Annotated in this window: 16 protein-coding genes; 7 read left to right on the plus strand and 9 right to left on the minus strand. The window is 71.2% G+C overall.

The features are described from left to right. Nucleotides 1-19: 19 nt before the first annotated feature. A complete protein-coding gene (locus KBX26_RS01655; protein ID WP_030330700.1) occupies nt 20-838 on the minus strand; it encodes a CoA transferase subunit A in 819 nt (272 codons plus the stop codon). 307 nt (nt 839-1145) lie between these two features. Between KBX26_RS01655 and KBX26_RS01660 the strand changes: the two genes are divergently transcribed. From KBX26_RS01660 to KBX26_RS01690, 7 genes are all read left to right on the plus strand, one after another. After that, nucleotides 1146-2606 (plus strand): benzaldehyde dehydrogenase, encoded by a 1461-nt coding sequence (locus KBX26_RS01660; protein ID WP_210864512.1) that lies wholly within the window; start codon nt 1146-1148, stop codon nt 2604-2606. Between the two features lie 17 nt (nt 2607-2623). Further along, nucleotides 2624-3805: a 4-hydroxybenzoate 3-monooxygenase gene (pobA, locus tag KBX26_RS01665; protein ID WP_247680074.1), complete on the plus strand. Its 1182-nt coding sequence runs from the start codon at nt 2624-2626 to the stop codon at nt 3803-3805. 197 nt (nt 3806-4002) lie between these two features. Further along, nucleotides 4003-4977 (plus strand): ABC transporter substrate-binding protein, encoded by a 975-nt coding sequence (locus KBX26_RS01670; protein ID WP_210864513.1) that lies wholly within the window; start codon nt 4003-4005, stop codon nt 4975-4977. A 72-nt stretch (nt 4978-5049) separates the two neighbouring features. Further along, nucleotides 5050-5850, plus strand: coding sequence for an ABC transporter permease (locus KBX26_RS01675; RefSeq protein WP_051708302.1), 801 nt, complete (start codon nt 5050-5052; stop codon nt 5848-5850). Then, nucleotides 5847-6671 carry an ABC transporter permease gene (locus KBX26_RS01680; protein WP_307857728.1) on the plus strand — a complete coding sequence of 275 codons (825 nt, stop codon included), beginning with the start codon at nt 5847-5849 and terminating at the stop codon, nt 6669-6671. Before KBX26_RS01675 ends, KBX26_RS01680 begins: the two co-directional genes overlap by 4 nt. Next, a complete protein-coding gene (locus KBX26_RS01685) occupies nt 6664-7464 on the plus strand; it encodes an ABC transporter ATP-binding protein (RefSeq protein ID WP_210864514.1) in 801 nt (266 codons plus the stop codon). Before KBX26_RS01680 ends, KBX26_RS01685 begins: the two co-directional genes overlap by 8 nt. A gap of 51 nt (nt 7465-7515) precedes the next feature. Further along, nucleotides 7516-8403, plus strand: coding sequence for a PaaX family transcriptional regulator C-terminal domain-containing protein (locus KBX26_RS01690; RefSeq protein WP_036411154.1), 888 nt, complete (start codon nt 7516-7518; stop codon nt 8401-8403). Here the strand turns inward: KBX26_RS01690 and KBX26_RS01695 are convergent. From KBX26_RS01695 to KBX26_RS01730, 8 genes are all read right to left on the minus strand, one after another. Further along, entirely contained in the window at nt 8327-9847 is a 1521-nt protein-coding gene (locus tag KBX26_RS01695; RefSeq protein ID WP_247680075.1) for a long-chain fatty acid--CoA ligase, read from the minus strand. The two genes, KBX26_RS01690 and KBX26_RS01695, sit on opposite strands and share 77 nt — an antisense overlap. Nucleotides 9848-9906: 59 nt before the next feature. Continuing rightward, nucleotides 9907-10359, minus strand: coding sequence for a MaoC family dehydratase (locus KBX26_RS01700; protein WP_210864516.1), 453 nt, complete (start codon nt 10357-10359; stop codon nt 9907-9909). 17 nt (nt 10360-10376) lie between these two features. Continuing rightward, entirely contained in the window at nt 10377-11261 is an 885-nt protein-coding gene (locus KBX26_RS01705) for an amidohydrolase family protein (RefSeq protein ID WP_030330717.1), read from the minus strand. A gap of 36 nt (nt 11262-11297) precedes the next feature. Next, nucleotides 11298-12224 carry an SDR family NAD(P)-dependent oxidoreductase gene (locus tag KBX26_RS01710; protein ID WP_210864517.1) on the minus strand — a complete coding sequence of 309 codons (927 nt, stop codon included), beginning with the start codon at nt 12222-12224 and terminating at the stop codon, nt 11298-11300. A gap of 113 nt (nt 12225-12337) precedes the next feature. Continuing rightward, nucleotides 12338-13099 carry an IclR family transcriptional regulator gene (locus KBX26_RS01715; protein WP_210857442.1) on the minus strand — a complete coding sequence of 254 codons (762 nt, stop codon included), beginning with the start codon at nt 13097-13099 and terminating at the stop codon, nt 12338-12340. Nucleotides 13100-13129: 30 nt separating this feature from the next. Continuing rightward, nucleotides 13130-14083, minus strand: coding sequence for a PDR/VanB family oxidoreductase (locus tag KBX26_RS01720; protein WP_307857729.1), 954 nt, complete (start codon nt 14081-14083; stop codon nt 13130-13132). Continuing rightward, nucleotides 14080-14298 carry a hypothetical protein gene (locus KBX26_RS01725; protein WP_030330728.1) on the minus strand — a complete coding sequence of 73 codons (219 nt, stop codon included), beginning with the start codon at nt 14296-14298 and terminating at the stop codon, nt 14080-14082. The genes KBX26_RS01720 and KBX26_RS01725 overlap by 4 nt, the downstream gene beginning before the upstream one ends. Beyond that, nucleotides 14295-15338 carry an aromatic ring-hydroxylating dioxygenase subunit alpha gene (locus KBX26_RS01730; protein WP_210864518.1) on the minus strand — a complete coding sequence of 348 codons (1044 nt, stop codon included), beginning with the start codon at nt 15336-15338 and terminating at the stop codon, nt 14295-14297. Before KBX26_RS01730 ends, KBX26_RS01725 begins: the two co-directional genes overlap by 4 nt. Nucleotides 15339-15400 lie beyond the last annotated feature (62 nt).

A 15400-nucleotide genomic window follows, 5' to 3' on the forward strand; every position in this document is an offset into this window, starting at 1 on the left:
CCTCGCTCGCTGCGCTGACTCATGCCGCCGCGCCGGCCCTGTGCACGTGCTCGTCCAGCCAGGCGCGGAAGGTGTCGCGGTGTCGGCTGACGGCGTCCCAGTCCCGGTAGAAGTCGTTGTCGCGCACCGAGTAACCGTGGGCGTAGGAGGGGTGTGCGCCGCCGGGCACCTCGGCCACCGCGGTGACCGCCCAGCCGGGCAGGACGACCTGCCCGGGTACGGGTTCCCACTCGTCCACGATCTCCTCGACGGTGACCAGTGACCGGTGGGCGGCGAGCACCGCCTCCTTCTGCACCCCGGTGATGCCCCACATCTGCACGTTGCCGTTGCGGTCCGCGCGCTGGGCGTGCACCACCGTCACGTCGGGACGCAGGGCGGGGACGGCGGTGAGCGTCTCGCCGGTGAACGGGCAGGTGATGGGGCGGATGTTGGTGGTGTGCCGGGGCAGGTCGGTGCCGGTGTAGCCGCGCAGGACGGCGAACGGCAGCCCGGACGCCCCGGCGACGTACCGGTTCGCCATGCCCGCGTGGCTGTGCTCCTCCAGTTCGAGTGGGCGCGGCCAGGCGTGCTGCACGGCGTCGCGGAAGCGGTGCAGCGACCCGACGCCCGGGTTGCCGCCCCAGGAGAAGACCAGGCGACGGGCGCAGCCGGCGCCGATGAGCTGGTCGTAGATGACGTCGGGGGTCATCCGCACGAGGGTCAGGTCCCGCCGCCCCTGACGGATGATCTCGTGACCGGCGGCGAACGGAATGAGGTGGGTGAACCCTTCCAGGGCCACCACGTCACCGTCGTGGACCAGCTGCGCCACGCCCTCGGCCAGCGAGACGAGCTTCGCCATGGGCCTCCCGCCTCCCGCGACAACAGTGCTGCCCGCTGTTCGCTATGCGGACTGCCGTGCTCATCTCGAACGTACGACGGGCGGATGGCGTCAGTCAACGACAGGTTCACCGGGCCCGGCCACGCCGTCCACAGTGCTCGGCGCTCACCGTCGACGATGCGTTGACGCGGGACCGACCACGTGCCAACGTTCTTACAGAGAACGCCCGTTCGGTCAGCGAACACGTCTGGGCCCCTGCGCGCGAACGGAGAGCCCACCGGGTCACCCGTCACCACCCCACCGGCCCCACGCTCCGAGGAGGACCGCCATGACACTGCTGGACGCCATGACCTGGCAGGGCACGCTGCACAGCGACGGCTGGGTGGAACCGGCCGGCGGCACGGCGCCCGTGCGGTCCCCCGCCACCGGCGAGGAGATCGCCCAGGTGGGCGTGGCGAACGCCGAGGACGTGACGCGCGCCTGCGCCCGCGCCGCCGCCGCCCAGCGCGCCTGGGCCGCCACCGGATACGCCGAGCGGGCCGCGGTGCTGCGCCGGGCCGGGCACCTGTTCGAGCGGCACGCCGCCGAGATCGGCGACTGGATCGTGCGGGAGGCCGGGTCCATCGCACCCAAGGCCGGCGTGGAGACCGACACCGCGGCGCAGGAGTGCTACGAGGCGGCGGCGCTGGCCTCGCACCCGCTCGGCGAGATCATTCCGAGCGCCCAACCGCGACTCAGCCTGGCTCGCCGGTTGCCCGTCGGCGTCGTCGGAGTCATCGCGCCATTCAACTTCCCGCTCATCCTGGCCACCCGCTCCGTCGCCCCGGCCCTGGCGCTGGGCAACGCGGTGGTGCTCAAGCCCGATCCGCGCACGGCGGTCTGCGGTGGCATCTCGATCGCCCGGGTCTTCGAGGAGGCCGGCCTGCCCGACGGGCTGCTGCACGTCCTGCCCGGCGGGGTCGACGTCGGCGAGGCGCTGGTGGCCGACCCGAACGTGCGGGTGATCAGCTTCACCGGCTCGACTGCGGCCGGTCGCCTGGTCGGCGAGGCGGCGGCACGCCACCTCAAACGCGCCCACCTCGAACTCGGTGGCAACTCGGCGCTGATCGTGCTCGACGACGCCGACCTGGACCTCGCGGTCTCCGCCGGAGCCTGGGGGTCGTTCCTGCACCAGGGCCAGATCTGCATGACCACCGGCCGGCACCTGGTGCACGAGAGCCTGTCCGAACGGTACGTCGAGCGGCTGGCGGAGAAGGCGAACCACCTGCCCGTCGGCGACCCGGCGAAGGAGCAGGTGGCGCTCGGACCGATCATCGACGAGCACCAGCGCGACAAGATCCACGCACTGGTCACGGCAAGCGTCGACGCGGGCGCCCGGCTGGCGGCCGGGGGCACGTACGAGGGGCTGTTCTACCGGCCGACGGTGCTCACCGACGTCACCCCCGCGACCCCGGCGTACGCCCAGGAGGTCTTCGGCCCGGTCGCGCCGGTGATCACGTTCACCGACCAGGACGAGGCGGTGGAGTTGGCCCGGCAGACCGAGTACGGCCTGTCACTGGGCATCCTGAGCCGCGACGTGATGAAGGCGATGGCGCTCGCCGACCGGATCCCCAGCGGAATCGTGCACATCAACGACCAGACGGTGAGCGACGAGGCGGTGGCGCCGTTCGGTGGGGTGGGAGCCTCCGGCACCGGCTCGCGGTTCGGCGGGCCGGCGGCGAACGTCGAGGCGTTCACCGAGACCCAGTGGCTCACCGTGCAGGGCACCATCACGCGCTACCCGTTCTGACACCGGAGGAGAGGAGCATGCCGGAGATGCGTACCCAGGTCGGCATCGTCGGCGCGGGACCGGCGGGGCTGATGCTGTCGCACCTGCTGCACCTGCGCGGCATCGAGTCCGTGGTGCTGGAGAGCCGCAGCCGCGACCACGTCGAGCACCGGCTCCGGGCGGGCGTGCTCGAACAGGGCTCGGTCGACCTGCTCTGTCGCAGCGGTGTGGGTGAACGGCTGCGCCGGGAGGGACTGCGTCACGAGGGCATCGAGCTGCGCTTCGCCGGGGAGTCGCACCGGGTGCCGATGGCGGACCTGACCGGGCGGGCGATCACCGTCTACGGGCAGCAGGAGGTGGTCAAGGACCTGATCGCCGCCCGGCTCGCGGCCGGTGGCTCGATTCTCTTCGAGGCCGACGCGGTACGTCTGGACGGTCTCGACTCGGACTCGCCGGTGGTCCACTTTCGACGCGACGGGCACGACGAGGAGCTGCGCTGCGACTTCGTGGCCGGCTGCGACGGGTTCCACGGGGTGAGCCGGGGCGCGGTGCCCGAGGGTGTGCTGACCACCTACGAGCGGGCGTACCCCTTCGCCTGGTTGGGTGTCCTCGCCGCCGCGCCGCCAGCCGTGGACGAGCTCATCTACGCCAACCACGAGCGGGGTTTCGCCCTCTACAGCATGCGCTCCCCCGAGATCTCCCGGCTGTATCTGCAGGTCGCACCGGACGAGGACATCGCCGCGTGGCCGGACGAGCGGATCTGGGCGGAGCTGCGGACCCGGTTGGAGACGGTGCCGGGGTGGTCACTCAACGAGGGACCGATCCTGGAGAAGTCCATCACGCCAATGCGCAGTTTCGTGGTCGAGCCGATGCGGTGGGAGCGGCTGTTCCTGGCCGGGGACGCCGTCCACATCGTCCCACCGACCGGCGCCAAGGGGATGAACCTGGCTCTCGCCGACGTCGCGCTGCTCGGTGACGCGTTCGCCGCGTGGTACGACGAGGGCCGCACCGATCTGCTGGACGGCTACTCGGCCACGGCGTTGCGCCGGGTCTGGCGGGCCCAGCACTTCTCCTGGTGGATGACCTCCATGCTGCACCGGCTGGAGCGCGACGACCCGTACGAGTCGAAGCTGCAGATCGCCACGCTGAGGTATGTCACCACCTCCGAGGCGTACGCCAGGAGCCTGTCGGAGAACTACGTGGGCCTGCCCGAGGTGTGAACGGGAGCCGGCGTGACGTCGCGTTGTTCAACTTATCCATGACGGGCGTCAGAAATTATTGACTTTCGATGCCGGCGTGACTGACCATGGCCACCACAGCGGCGTGCGCCCCCACGCAGCGGTAGTTCACCTGCAGATCCGAGGCATCCGCCGACTTCCGACGCACCCACCACCCCCGCCCAGGAAGGGCCTCGTCAATGAAGAAGGTCATGGCTCTCGGGCTGATCGCCGCTACCGCGATCGCCCTCACCGGATGTACCGACTCCGACGCGTCCAGACCGTCCGATCAGGACTCCGGCGACCTGCGCCCGGTCCGGGTCGCGGCGCTGCCCATCACCGAGACCGCCGCGCTGTGGGGTGGCATCAAGGCGGGCCTCTTCGCCGAACGCGGCCTCCAGGTCGAGGTGCTGCCCGCCCAGGGCGGCGCGCAGGCCATTCCCGCGCTCATGAACGGCGACATCGACTTCGCGATCGGCCAGCCGTTCGGCCCGTTCCGGGCCGACCTGCGCGACCTCGGTGTCGTCATCATCGGCAACTACGCCTCCTCGTACGCCGACGGCGACGACATCAACGCCGTGGTGGCCTCGGCGAAGTCCGGCATCAAGCGCCCGGCCGACCTCGCCGGCAAACGGGTCTCGGTCAACAGCCTGGGCGCCGCCGGCGACGTGACGATCATGGCGGCGGTCGAGAAGGACGGCGGCGATCCGTCGACGATCAAGTTCGTCGAGGTCGCGTTCCCGGACGCCCCGGCCCAACTCGAATCCGGAAACATCGACGCCGCCTGGGTGCCGGAGCCGTTCGTGACGCAGCTCAAGGGCCGCGGCGACACCTTCGTCGTCGCGCCCTACCAGGCGGTGGTGCCCGGCCTGACCACGCTCACCACCATCACCACCAAGGAACGCACCGAGAAGGACGCCAAGCTGGTCGAGGACTTCACGGCGGCGATGAAGAAGACGCTGGAGTGGGCCAAGGACCCCGCCAACGAGGCGGCACTGCGGCAGGCCATCAAGGACAACCTGGAGCTGCCGCCACCGGTGGCCGACTCGGTGCGGCTGCCGGAGTTCGGTTGGGACGTCGACCGGCAGAGCCTGCAGACGCTCGCCGAACTCGCCCTGAAGTACAAGGTGCTCGACAAGCAACCCAACCTCGACCGTCTCATCCAGCAGCAGTAGCCGGCGCGATCCCGCCCTCCCCGGCCCCGGTGCGGGGAGGGCCTCGCCGCACCGCCTGACGACGGGAGTGACATGCGCGTTCCCTCCACCCGACGACTGCGCGCGTTGCGCAGGGCGATGCTGGGCGTCGTCGGCCTGACCGGCTTCCTCCTCATCTGGCAACTGATCCCGACGTTGGGCCTGATCAACCCGTTGTACCTGCCGTACGTGACGGACGTGCTGGCGCGGCTGTTCGAGCAGCTCGTCGACCTCGCGTTCTGGCGGCGGCTGGGCAGCACCATGACGTCCTGGGCGATCGGCCTGACGGTGGCGACAATCGCCGCCGTCGTCCTCGGCACCGTCGTCGGGCTGGTGCCCTTCCTGCGGCGCGCGACCCACACGATGGTCGAGTTCCTGCGGCCGATCCCGTCGGTCGCCCTCATCCCGCTCGCCGTGCTGATGTTCGGCATCCAGCGGCAGGCGGCCCTCGTCATCATCATCTACGCGTCGTTCTGGCAGGTGTTCGTGCAGGTGATCTACGGTGTCGCCGACGTCGACGCGGTGGCCCGCGACACCGCCCGCAGTTTCGGCCTGACCCGGCGGGAGCAACTGTCGCACCTGGTCCTGCCGACCACCCTGCCGTACCTCATGACCGGGCTGCGGCTCGCGGCGGCGGTCGCGCTCATCCTCGCCATCACCGCGGAGATGGTGATCGGCAACCCCGGCCTCGGGCGCATGATCGAACTGTCCCGGTCCGCCGGCGACGCCCCCGGCCTGTACGCGCTGGTCGTGGTCACCGGCCTGCTCGGCCTCACGGTGAACATCGTCTTCCGGTTCGTCGAGCGTCGGGTGCTGTCGTGGCACCAGTCGGTACGAGGGGAGGAGCCGCTGTGACCGCGTACACCGGGCGGATCGCCGCCACGCGGCGTGGTCGGACGGTCGGGTCCCGGATCGCGGCGGGCCTCGCGTACCCGTTGGGGCTGCCGATTCTGCTCCTGGTGCTCTGGGGCGTGGTGGCGACGAGGGCGACGAGCACGTTCTTCCCCGACCCGCTGACGATCGCCGAGGCCTTCCGGCAGACCTGGGTCGGGCCGGCGTTCGTCGAGGACGTGCTGCCGAGCCTCGCCCGCCTCGGCCTCGGCATCGCCGCGTCGATCGTGCTCGGCATCGCCGCCGGCACCGTCATCGGCCTGACCCAGTGGTTGCGGGACCTCCTCGAACCGTTGCTGGAGTTCCTCCGGGCCATCCCGCCACCGGTGCTGATCCCGGTGGCCATGCTCCTGCTCGGGATCACGGACACCATGAAGGTGGTCGTGATCGTCTCCGGCGCGGTGTGGCCGATCCTGTTGAACACCATCGAGGGTGTCCGGGGCACCGACAGCGTCATGAAGGAGACCGCGAGATCGTTTCAGGTCTCCCGGTGGGAGCGGCTCTGGTTCCTGGTGCTCCCAGCCGCCAGCCCACGGATCATGGCCGGGGCCCGCCAGGCCCTCTCGGTGGCGCTGATCCTGATGGTCATCTCCGAGATGTTCGCCTCGTCGTCCGGCCTCGGCTACCGGATCGCCTACTTCCAGCGCAACTACCTGATCGCCGAGATGTGGAGCGGAATCCTCCTGCTCGGTCTCGTCGGCGTCTTCCTCGCAGTCGCTTTCGGTCTCGTCGAACGGCGCGTGCTGCGCTGGTACCACCGAATCAGGGAGGTCAACCGTGTCTGACCGGCGCACCCTGCTGCGGGTGGAGCACCTGCGGAAGGTCTACGAGTCCGCGACCGGCGACGTCGAGGCGATCGGGGACATCAGTTTCACGATGGACGCCGGCGAGCTCATCTGCGTCGTCGGGCCGTCCGGGTGCGGCAAGACCACCCTGCTGAAATGCCTGGCCGGCCTGCTGCGGCCCACCAGCGGCGTGGTCGAGATGGACGGCGCGCCGGTGACCGGGCCCAGCCCGGCGATGGCCGTCGTGTTCCAGGAGTACGGACGCAGCCTCTACCCCTGGCTCACCGTACGCGGCAACGTCGAGCTTCCGTTGCGGCACAAGAAGCTGACCCGCGCGGCCCGGAGCAGGCTGGTCGTCGACGCCCTTGAGGCGGTGGGCCTCGCGCACGCCGCACGCAGCCACCCGTGGCAGCTCTCCGGGGGGATGCAACAGCGGGTGGCGATCGCGCGGGCGATCGCCTACCAGCCCGACGTCCTGATCATGGATGAACCGTTCGCCGCGGTGGACGCGCAGACCCGGGCCGACCTGGAGGACCTGGTGCGGGAGCTGCACGCGAGCCGCAACATCTCAGTTGTCTTCGTCACCCACGACATCGACGAGTCGGTGTATCTCGGTCAGCGGGTTCTAGTATTGTCCACGTCGCCGACCTGGGTCCAGGAGGACCTCGCGATCGACCTGCCGCCGGAGCGCGATCAGATCACGACCCGCGCCCTGCCCCGTTTCACGCAACTGCGGACGCACGTCTACGACCAGATCCAGCGGGCCAAGCGCGGGCAGGCGGTGGCCCCGTGATCCGCGCCGTGACCGACGGCCAGGTCAACGAGTTCGCCGAAGGGAAGGGCTGTGGGTAGTCGTCAGCCGAAGCAGTTGTTGCTCGCCTTCTTCGGCGAGCACGTCGTCGACGGTGACACCGGGCCGATCCGGGCGAGCGTCCTGATCACCGTGCTGGAGGGTGCGGACGTGGCCGCGCCGGCCACCCGCGCGACCCTCGACCGGCTCGTGCACAGCGGCATCCTCGCCCGTAGCCGCAGCGGCCGGGAGACGCTGTTCTCGCTGACCGAACACGGCGCGGCGGTGTTGCGCGAGGCGAAGGACCGCGTTCGCGGCCCCCGGCCGTTCGACCCGCAGGGCAGCGGCTGGACCCTGGTCACCTTTTCGATCCCGGAGGGCCAGCGGATGCTGCGGCACCGGCTGCGCTCCACCCTCACCTGGGAGGGCTTCGCGCCGATCCGCGACGGGCTCTGGCTCGCGCCCGGCGAGGTCGACCTCGCCGGGTCGTTGGAGCCGCTGCGCCAGGACCTCGCACCCAACACCGTGGTCGCCTTCCACGCCCGCGAACTCGCCGGGTTCCCGATCGGCGAGAGCGTACGCGCGGCGTGGGACATCGAGGCGATCCGGCGCGCCCACCTCGCCTTCATCGACGTGTGGGACGACCCGTCCGCGGCGACGCTGGCGCCGAGCGCCCTCACCGTACGGACGATGCTGGTGGCGGACTGGCTTGCGCTGCTGCGCGCCGACCCGAGGCTGCCCGCCGAGTTCATGGACGCGCAGTGGCCCGCCACCAGGTCGGTGGAGACCTACCGCCGGATGCACGAGAAGCTGGCCGGGGCGTCCGCGGCGGAGTTCGCCGACCTCGTCGCGGCCCGGCCCGCGGCTAGGCGCCGAATCGGGCCCGCAGATCGGCCTTCCGCACCTTCCCCGACGCCGTCCGCGGCAGCTCGTCCACGATGACGACGTTCTTCGGCAGCTTGTAGCGCGCGATCCTGCCGTCGAGGTGAGCCCGGATGGTGGCGGTGTCCACTGACGCGCCCTCCCGGACCGTCACTATCGCCCACGGCACCTCGCCCCAACGCTCGTCCGGTACGCCGATGACCGCCGCCGAGGTGACCCCGTCGACCTCGGTGAGCAGTTGCTCGAGTTCGAGCGGGTAGATGTTCTCGCCCCCCGAAATGATCATGTCCTTGAGGCGGCCGGTGATGTAGAGGTAGCCGTCGGCGTCCAGGTGGCCGAGGTCGCCGGAGCGGAACCACCCGTCGGCGGTGAACGCCTCGGCGGTCGCCTCCGCGAGCCCGTGGTAGCCGGGGAAGACGTTGGGTCCGGCGACCTCGATCTCACCGACGACGCCGGTGGGCACCACCGCGCCGGCCGCGTCGGTGATCCGCACGTCGGTGAAGAAGTGCGGCAGGCCGACACTGCCCTGCTTGACGCGGGTCATCGCCGGCGGCAGCGCGGTGGCCCCCGGCGCGGCCTCGGTCATGCCGTAACCCTGCGAGAACGACAGACCCCGCGCCTCGTACGCGTTGAGGATCCGGGCCGGCACCGCCGAACCTCCGCAGGTGAGCTTCGTCAACGTCGACAGGTCGGTCGACGCCCAGGCGGGGTGGTCGGCCATCAGCTGGTAGGTGGTGGGTACGCCGCTGAGCATGGTGACCCCGTACCGCTCGATCTGCGCGAGCGCGCGCCCCGGCTCGAAGCCCTTCTCGATGACCATCGTGGCGCCCTTGAGGATCACCGGCAGGGCGCCCATCCCGAGCGAGGCGACGTGGAACAGCGGCGAGATCATGAGCGCGACATCGGTGGAGACGACGTCGTAGTCGACCACGCAGTTGAGCGCCACCCAGGTGAGGTTGCCGTGGGTCAGCACCGCGCCCTTGGCCCGGCCGGTCGTGCCCGAGGTGTAGACGATCGCCGCCGGATCCTCGTGGGTGGTGTCGGCGTGGTCGGTGAGGCCGCCGGCCGCCCGGGTCAGGTGGGCCAGCCCGGGTCGGTCCGCGGTGCCGTCGCCGTTGACGATGACGTACGGGGTCCGGGCGGCCGACACGGCGGCGGCCACCGGCACCGCGAAATCCGGGTCGTGGATCAGCACCCGCGCGCCGCAGTCGGCGAGGACGTAGGCGATCTCGGGGACGGCGAGCCGCGTGTTGATCGGCACGAAGACGGCACCGACCTGGGCCGCCGCGAACATCACCTCGAGCAGTTCGGGGCTGTTCTCGCCCAGGTAGGCGACGGGGTCGCCCTTGCCGACGCCCCGCTCCCGCAGCACCGCCGAGATCCGGTCCGTGGCGTCGGCGAACTGTCCGTAGGTCAGCGGCGAACGGTCGTGGATGATCGCGATCTGGTCCGGGGACTTGAGCCGGCGCTTGGCCACCCAGGCGCCGATTCCGTGCTGCTGCATCATCATTCTCCCGGGGGTGGAGGTGGTGTGCTCGCCCGGCTCGACGGTCGCCCCCGGGCTCAGGCGTAGAAGCGGTACAGCCCTCGCGCGACGACCGCCGGCTTGCTCCCGCCCGCGATCTCGATCGTCTGGTCGACAGTGAGCTGGTAGCCGCCGGGAACCTCGACCACCTCGGCGACGGTGGCCCGCATCCGCACCCGCGCCCCGACCACCACCGGTGCGGGGAAACGCACCTTGTCGAGGCCGTAGTTCACCTTCGTGGTCACACCCTTGACCTCGAGCAACTCGGTCCAGAAGGGCACCGCCAGCGAGAGGGTGAGGAAGCCGTGCGCGATCGGCGCGCCGAACGGGCCGGTCTTCGCGCGTTCCGGGTCGACGTGGATCCACTGGTGGTCGTCGGTCGCGTCGGCGAAGAGGTCCACCTGGTCCTGGGTGACGGTGCGGTAGCCGGTGTGACCGAGGTCGGTGCCGGCGAGGTCGCCGAGCCGGTCGTAGGTGATTGTCGTCGTCATCGCATGTCCTCTCGTCGTCACCGGGCGGCAAGGCCCAGCAGTCGGGCCGCGTTGTCCTTCAGGATGCCCGGGAGCACGTCCGGCTTGAGGTCGGTGCTCTGCACGTCGCGCAGCCACCGGTCGGGGGTGAGCATCGGGTAGTCGGTGCCGAAGAGCACCCGTCGCTTCAACAGCGAGTTCGCGTAGCGCACCAACTCGGCCGGGAAGTACTTCGGGCTCCAGCCGGACAGGTCGATCCAGGTGTTGTGCTTGTGCGTGGCCACCGACAACGCCTCGTCCTGCCAGGGCACCGACGGGTGCGCCATGATGATCTGCAGGTCGGGGAAGTCGGCGGCGATCGGGTCGAGCAGCATCGGATTCGACAGGCCGAGCCGCAGACCGTGACCGCCCGGCGTACCCGCGCCGATGCCGGTCTGCCCGGTGTGGAAGAGCGCCGGGACCCCCGCCCGCTCCAGCAGGCCCCACAGTGGCGCGTACTCGTCGTGGCGGGGATCGAAGCCCTGCACCGTGGGGTGGAACTTGAAGCCCCGGACCCCCTCCTCCCGGATCAGCCGGTCGGCGAGCTCGACTGCCGCTCCCCCGGTGCGCGGGTCGACCGACCCGAACGGGATGAGCACGTCGGCGTGCTCGGCCGCCGCGCGGGCGATGGCGGTGCTCGACAGCGGCTGGTGCTTCAGTTGCGTACGCGCGTCCACTGTGAAGACGACGGCCACCATCCGCCGCTCGCGGTAGTACTGTGCCACCGCGTCGACAGCGGGCCGTGGGCCGTCCGTCTTGAAGTACGCCGACGCCGCCGCCACGAGCGGCTCGGGCAGCGAGGTGTGCCCGTGGTCGTCGACCTCGATGTGCACGTGCATGTCGATCGCCGTGACGTCGTCGAGGTCGATCGCGGACTGGTACATCGGGCCACCCTCCGTCGGCGGGTCTGTTCGGGCCGGTCAGGACGTCGGGGGCGCGAACTCCTCGGGGAGTTTCGGGAAGCGTTCACCGACGCTCTGCGCGGCACCCGCGAACGTCGTCGGCCAGGCCTGCACGAGCGCGTCGTACGTCCAGCCGCCCTCGCGGTGCGCGGTCAGCGCGGCCTCGGGGTGGGTCCAGATCTGCAGGCGGTCGCCGCCGACCCCGATCACCTGCCCGGTCACCGAGGCCGCCGCGTCGGAGCCGAGGAACGCGACGAGCCCGGCCGCGTCGTCCGCCGTGCCGAACCCCAGCTCGTGCCGGAAGAACGCGGGCATCGGCTCGCCGTTCGCCTCGGCCCGCACCGCCGCGGCGAAGTAGGGGACGGTGGCGGTCATCGTTGTCGCCGCGACCGGTACGACGGTGTTGGCGGTGATGCCGGCCCGCTGGAGTTCGAGCGCCCAGGTACGGACCATGCCGACGATGCCCGCCTTGGCGGCGGCGTAGTTGGTCTGGCCGAAGGTGCCCCGCTGCCCGGTGGGTGACCCGACGCAGATGATCCGCCCGCCCTCGCCGGCCTGCCGCATGTGCCGCACCGCCTCACGCACAGTGGTGAACGTGCCGCGCAGGTGCACGTTGATGACGGTGTCGAAGTCGTCGTCGCTCATCTTCCACAGCACCGTGTCGCGCAGCACGCCGGCGTTGGTGACGAGGATGTCCAGCCGCCCGAAGCGCTCGACGGCCGTGCTGACGAGTTCCTTCGCGGTCTCGGTCGGGCCGACCGGTGCGACCACCGCGACGGCCCGGCCGCCGGACGCCTCGATCGCCGCCACGGCGTCGGCGGTGGCCTCGGCGTCGACGTCGTTGACCACGACCGAGGCGCCGCGGCGCGCCAACTCCTGCGCGTAGGCGAGGCCGAGACCCCGCCCGGCGCCGGTGACGATGGCGACTTTGCCGTCCAGTGCCATGAGGTGCTCCCTTTCGTCGATGCCGATCCGCGCACGAAGGTGGGGAGTAACACGCGCACCGGCAACGTAATGCAGAATTTGACCGGGCGTCAACGATTTGCAGTCTGTCTACATCAGACGGCAGGGCCGGTGGCGTTGTTCAGCGCCCGGGAGACCACCCGGCCGGCGGCCTGTACCAGCGGGGCCAGCGCCACCGGGTCGGCTCGGTCGTGGGCGACCACCAGTGAGATCGCCGCCACCACACCCTCCGGTACGCGGATCGGCGCGGCCACCGACAGGGCGTCCATGGTGACCTGACGGTCGCTGACCGCGTACCCGGCCCGGCGCACCTCGGCGAGGCAGCCGCGCAGCCGCCGAGGGTCGGTGATGGTCAGTTCGGTGTACCGCTCCAGCGGCGCGGCCAGCACCCGCTCCTGCACCTCGGCGGGCGCGTGGGCGAGCAGGACCAACCCGACCCCGGTGGCGTGCAACGCGAAGCGACCCCCCACCCGGGTGAGCACGGGCACCGCGTGCCGCCCGGCGATCCGTTCGATGAAGACGAGTTCGAGGCCCTGCCGCACGGCCAACTGGACGTTCTCGTGGGTCACCTCGTACAGGTCCTCCATCACCGGCAGGGCCAGCTCCCGCAGCCCCAGGCCCCGCGGAGCGAGCGAACCCACCTCCCACAGCCGCAGACCGATCCGGTACCGGCCGTCGTCGCCGCGCTCCAGCGCCCCCCACGCGACCAGCTCCGCGGCCCGCCGGTACACGGTGGGCAGTGGCATCCCGGTGCGCCGCGCCAACTCGCTCAGGGTCAACGCCGGGGTGGCCGGGCTGAACGCGTCGAGCAGCGCCAGCACCTTGCTCGTCACCGACCGCCCCGGCTCTGCGCGCACCCCGTCATCATCCCCGCCCACGCCGGGCGCTCACAGCTCCAGCACGAGTCGGGGCGTACGGGCCCGGGACACGCAGATCATCATGGTGTCGCCAGCGGCCCGCTCCTGCGCGGTGAGCAGGCTGTCGCGATGCTCCGGCACGCCGGCGAGCACCGGGGTCTCGCAGGTACCGCAGGTGCCCTCCCGGCAGGACGAGAGGACCTGCACGCCGGCCTCCTCCACCGCCCGCAGGATCGGCGTGCCCGGCGGCACCGTCACCGTCCGCCCGGAGAGCGCGAGTTCGACCTCGATCGTGGTGTCCGGCGCGCCGGTGTCGCCCCGCGCGGTGAACCGCTCGACGTGCAGGCAGCCGGGAGGCCAACCGCGGCACAGCTCCTCCACCGCGGTGATCAGTGGTTCCGGCCCACAGCAGTAGACGAGCCCGGTGCCGGGCCGGCCCAGCAACCCGGCCAGGTCAAGCAACCCGGTCTCGTCCTGCGGGTGCAGGCTCACCCGGTCGCCGTACTTCTCCCGCAGGGTGGTGGCGAAGGCCATGGTGGCGCGGGTGCGTCCCCCGTACACCAGCCGCCAGTCCGCGCCCGCGGCGTCGGCGGCGGCGACCATCGGCGCGAGGGGGGTGATGCCGATGCCACCGGCGACGAAGAGGTACCGCCGCGCCGGGACCAGGGGGAAGGTGTTGCGGGGTCCGCTCACCCGGACGGTCGCGCCGACGGTGAGCCGCTCGTGCACCAGCCGGGAGCCGCCGCGTCCGTCCGGGTCGCGCCGCACCGCGATCCGCAGCACGGACCGGTCCGCCGGGTCGCCACAGAGGGAGTACTGACGGGCCAGTCCGCCGCCCAACTCCAGGTCGATGTGCGCGCCGGGCGTCCACTCGGGCAGCTCACCGCCGTCGGCACGACACAGGCGCAGCGCCACCACGTCGGCGGCCACCTGATCGCGTCCGGCGACCACCAGTTCCACCCCGGTCAGCGCGTCCACTGTCACCCGCGCATCGCCAGCCGCCTCGGCGGGCCGGGCACCGGCACGGCCGGGCCCTGGTGGCCCTGCGGGTGGGCGAGCAGCCACTCCCACAACTCGACCGGTTCCTCGGCGAGGCGCTCGGCACCACAGTGGCAGATCCCGCGCAGGGTGTCGGTGCCGGGCACCCAGTGGATCCGGTAGACCCGCTCCCCGGTGAGCGTGCCGGCCCGGGACGTCACCGCGCCGCTCCCACCGTCCCCGACCCGACCATCCGGGCCAGCAGCCGCCGGGCGGCCAGGCCACCGGTGTCGATGTTGATGCTCAACTCCTGGTACCGGTCCGGTTCGGTCACGAGCACCTGCTCCAGGATGTTGAGCGCGGTCACGTCCTGCATGACCACCGTGTGGTTGCTGTGGTGCAGGTACTCACTGACCGACTCGTCGTCGATGGCGAAGTCGCGCGCCACCGCCCAGAAGTCATAGGTGGTGTGCTCCGTCGACGGGGTGATGGCGTACACGATCTCGGCGTGGAACGCCTCGCTGTCCTCGCCCTCGGCGGGCGGATAGACACCCTGCGGCGCGATGCGGCTGTGCAGGAGGTAGAGGCAGGGCGGGTGGTATTCGATGTCCTGCCACCGGGTGATCCGGCCCTGGATCCCGGTCGAGCGCGCGTAGAACGGCGGGCACTCGGCGTCGTCCATGTGCCGGCTGACGTAGACGATCCCCCGGTCCTCGTCCACCTCGGTGGTGATCGGGGTGTTCGCCACCTCCGGCGTGCCGATGTAGCCGCCGTGCAGGTAGGTCTCGTGGGACAGGTCCAGGAGGTTGTCCACCAGCAGGCTGTACCGCGCGTTCAGCGGCGCCATGCCCCGCACCACCGCGTAGCGCGGGTCGGCGAGCCAGGGTGCGCGGGGAATCGCGGCCGGGTCGGCCCGGTCCAGGTCGCCGATCCAGACCCAGATGAAGGAGTCCTGTTCCACCACCGGGAACGAGACCACCCGCGCGGTACGCGGGATGCGCTGTTGACCGGGTACGAAGACACACGCACCGCTCGGGTCGTAGGTGAAGCCGTGGTAGCCGCAGACGATCGTGTCGCCGTCGAGCCGGCTCTCCGAGAGCGGGAAGCGCCGGTGCACGCACCGGTCGGCGAGCGCCACCGCCTTCCCGGCACCGGTGCGGTACAGCACCAACGGCTCACCGAGCACCGTGCGGGCGAGCAGGCCGCGCCCCACCTCACTGCCGTAGGCCGCCACATACCACTGGTTACGCGCGAATGCCATCCGACCGGACCTCCATGCGCACGGACGTCGATGGAGTCGCATCATCGCGTGTGGTGCCCACG

This window comes from Micromonospora sp. C97 (genome assembly GCF_018070385.1).
Taxonomy (GTDB): Bacteria; Actinomycetota; Actinomycetes; order Mycobacteriales; family Micromonosporaceae; genus Micromonospora; species Micromonospora parva.

What these genes read in the sequence shown, in the direction of transcription:
- KBX26_RS01710 (WP_210864517.1), bottom strand. Translation starts at nt 12,224, where the DNA reads ATGGCACTGGACGGCAAAGTCGCCATCGTCACCGGCGCCGGGCGGGGT.
- KBX26_RS01655 (WP_030330700.1), bottom strand. Translation starts at nt 838, where the DNA reads ATGGCGAAGCTCGTCTCGCTGGCCGAGGGCGTGGCGCAGCTGGTCCAC.
- KBX26_RS01675 (WP_051708302.1), top strand. Translation starts at nt 5,050, where the DNA reads ATGCGCGTTCCCTCCACCCGACGACTGCGCGCGTTGCGCAGGGCGATG.
- KBX26_RS01705 (WP_030330717.1), bottom strand. Translation starts at nt 11,261, where the DNA reads ATGTACCAGTCCGCGATCGACCTCGACGACGTCACGGCGATCGACATG.
- KBX26_RS01730 (WP_210864518.1), bottom strand. Translation starts at nt 15,338, where the DNA reads ATGGCATTCGCGCGTAACCAGTGGTATGTGGCGGCCTACGGCAGTGAG.
- pobA (WP_247680074.1), top strand. Translation starts at nt 2,624, where the DNA reads ATGCCGGAGATGCGTACCCAGGTCGGCATCGTCGGCGCGGGACCGGCG.
- KBX26_RS01700 (WP_210864516.1), bottom strand. Translation starts at nt 10,359, where the DNA reads ATGACGACGACAATCACCTACGACCGGCTCGGCGACCTCGCCGGCACC.
- KBX26_RS01670 (WP_210864513.1), top strand. Translation starts at nt 4,003, where the DNA reads ATGAAGAAGGTCATGGCTCTCGGGCTGATCGCCGCTACCGCGATCGCC.
- KBX26_RS01660 (WP_210864512.1), top strand. Translation starts at nt 1,146, where the DNA reads ATGACACTGCTGGACGCCATGACCTGGCAGGGCACGCTGCACAGCGAC.
- KBX26_RS01695 (WP_247680075.1), bottom strand. Translation starts at nt 9,847, where the DNA reads ATGCAGCAGCACGGAATCGGCGCCTGGGTGGCCAAGCGCCGGCTCAAG.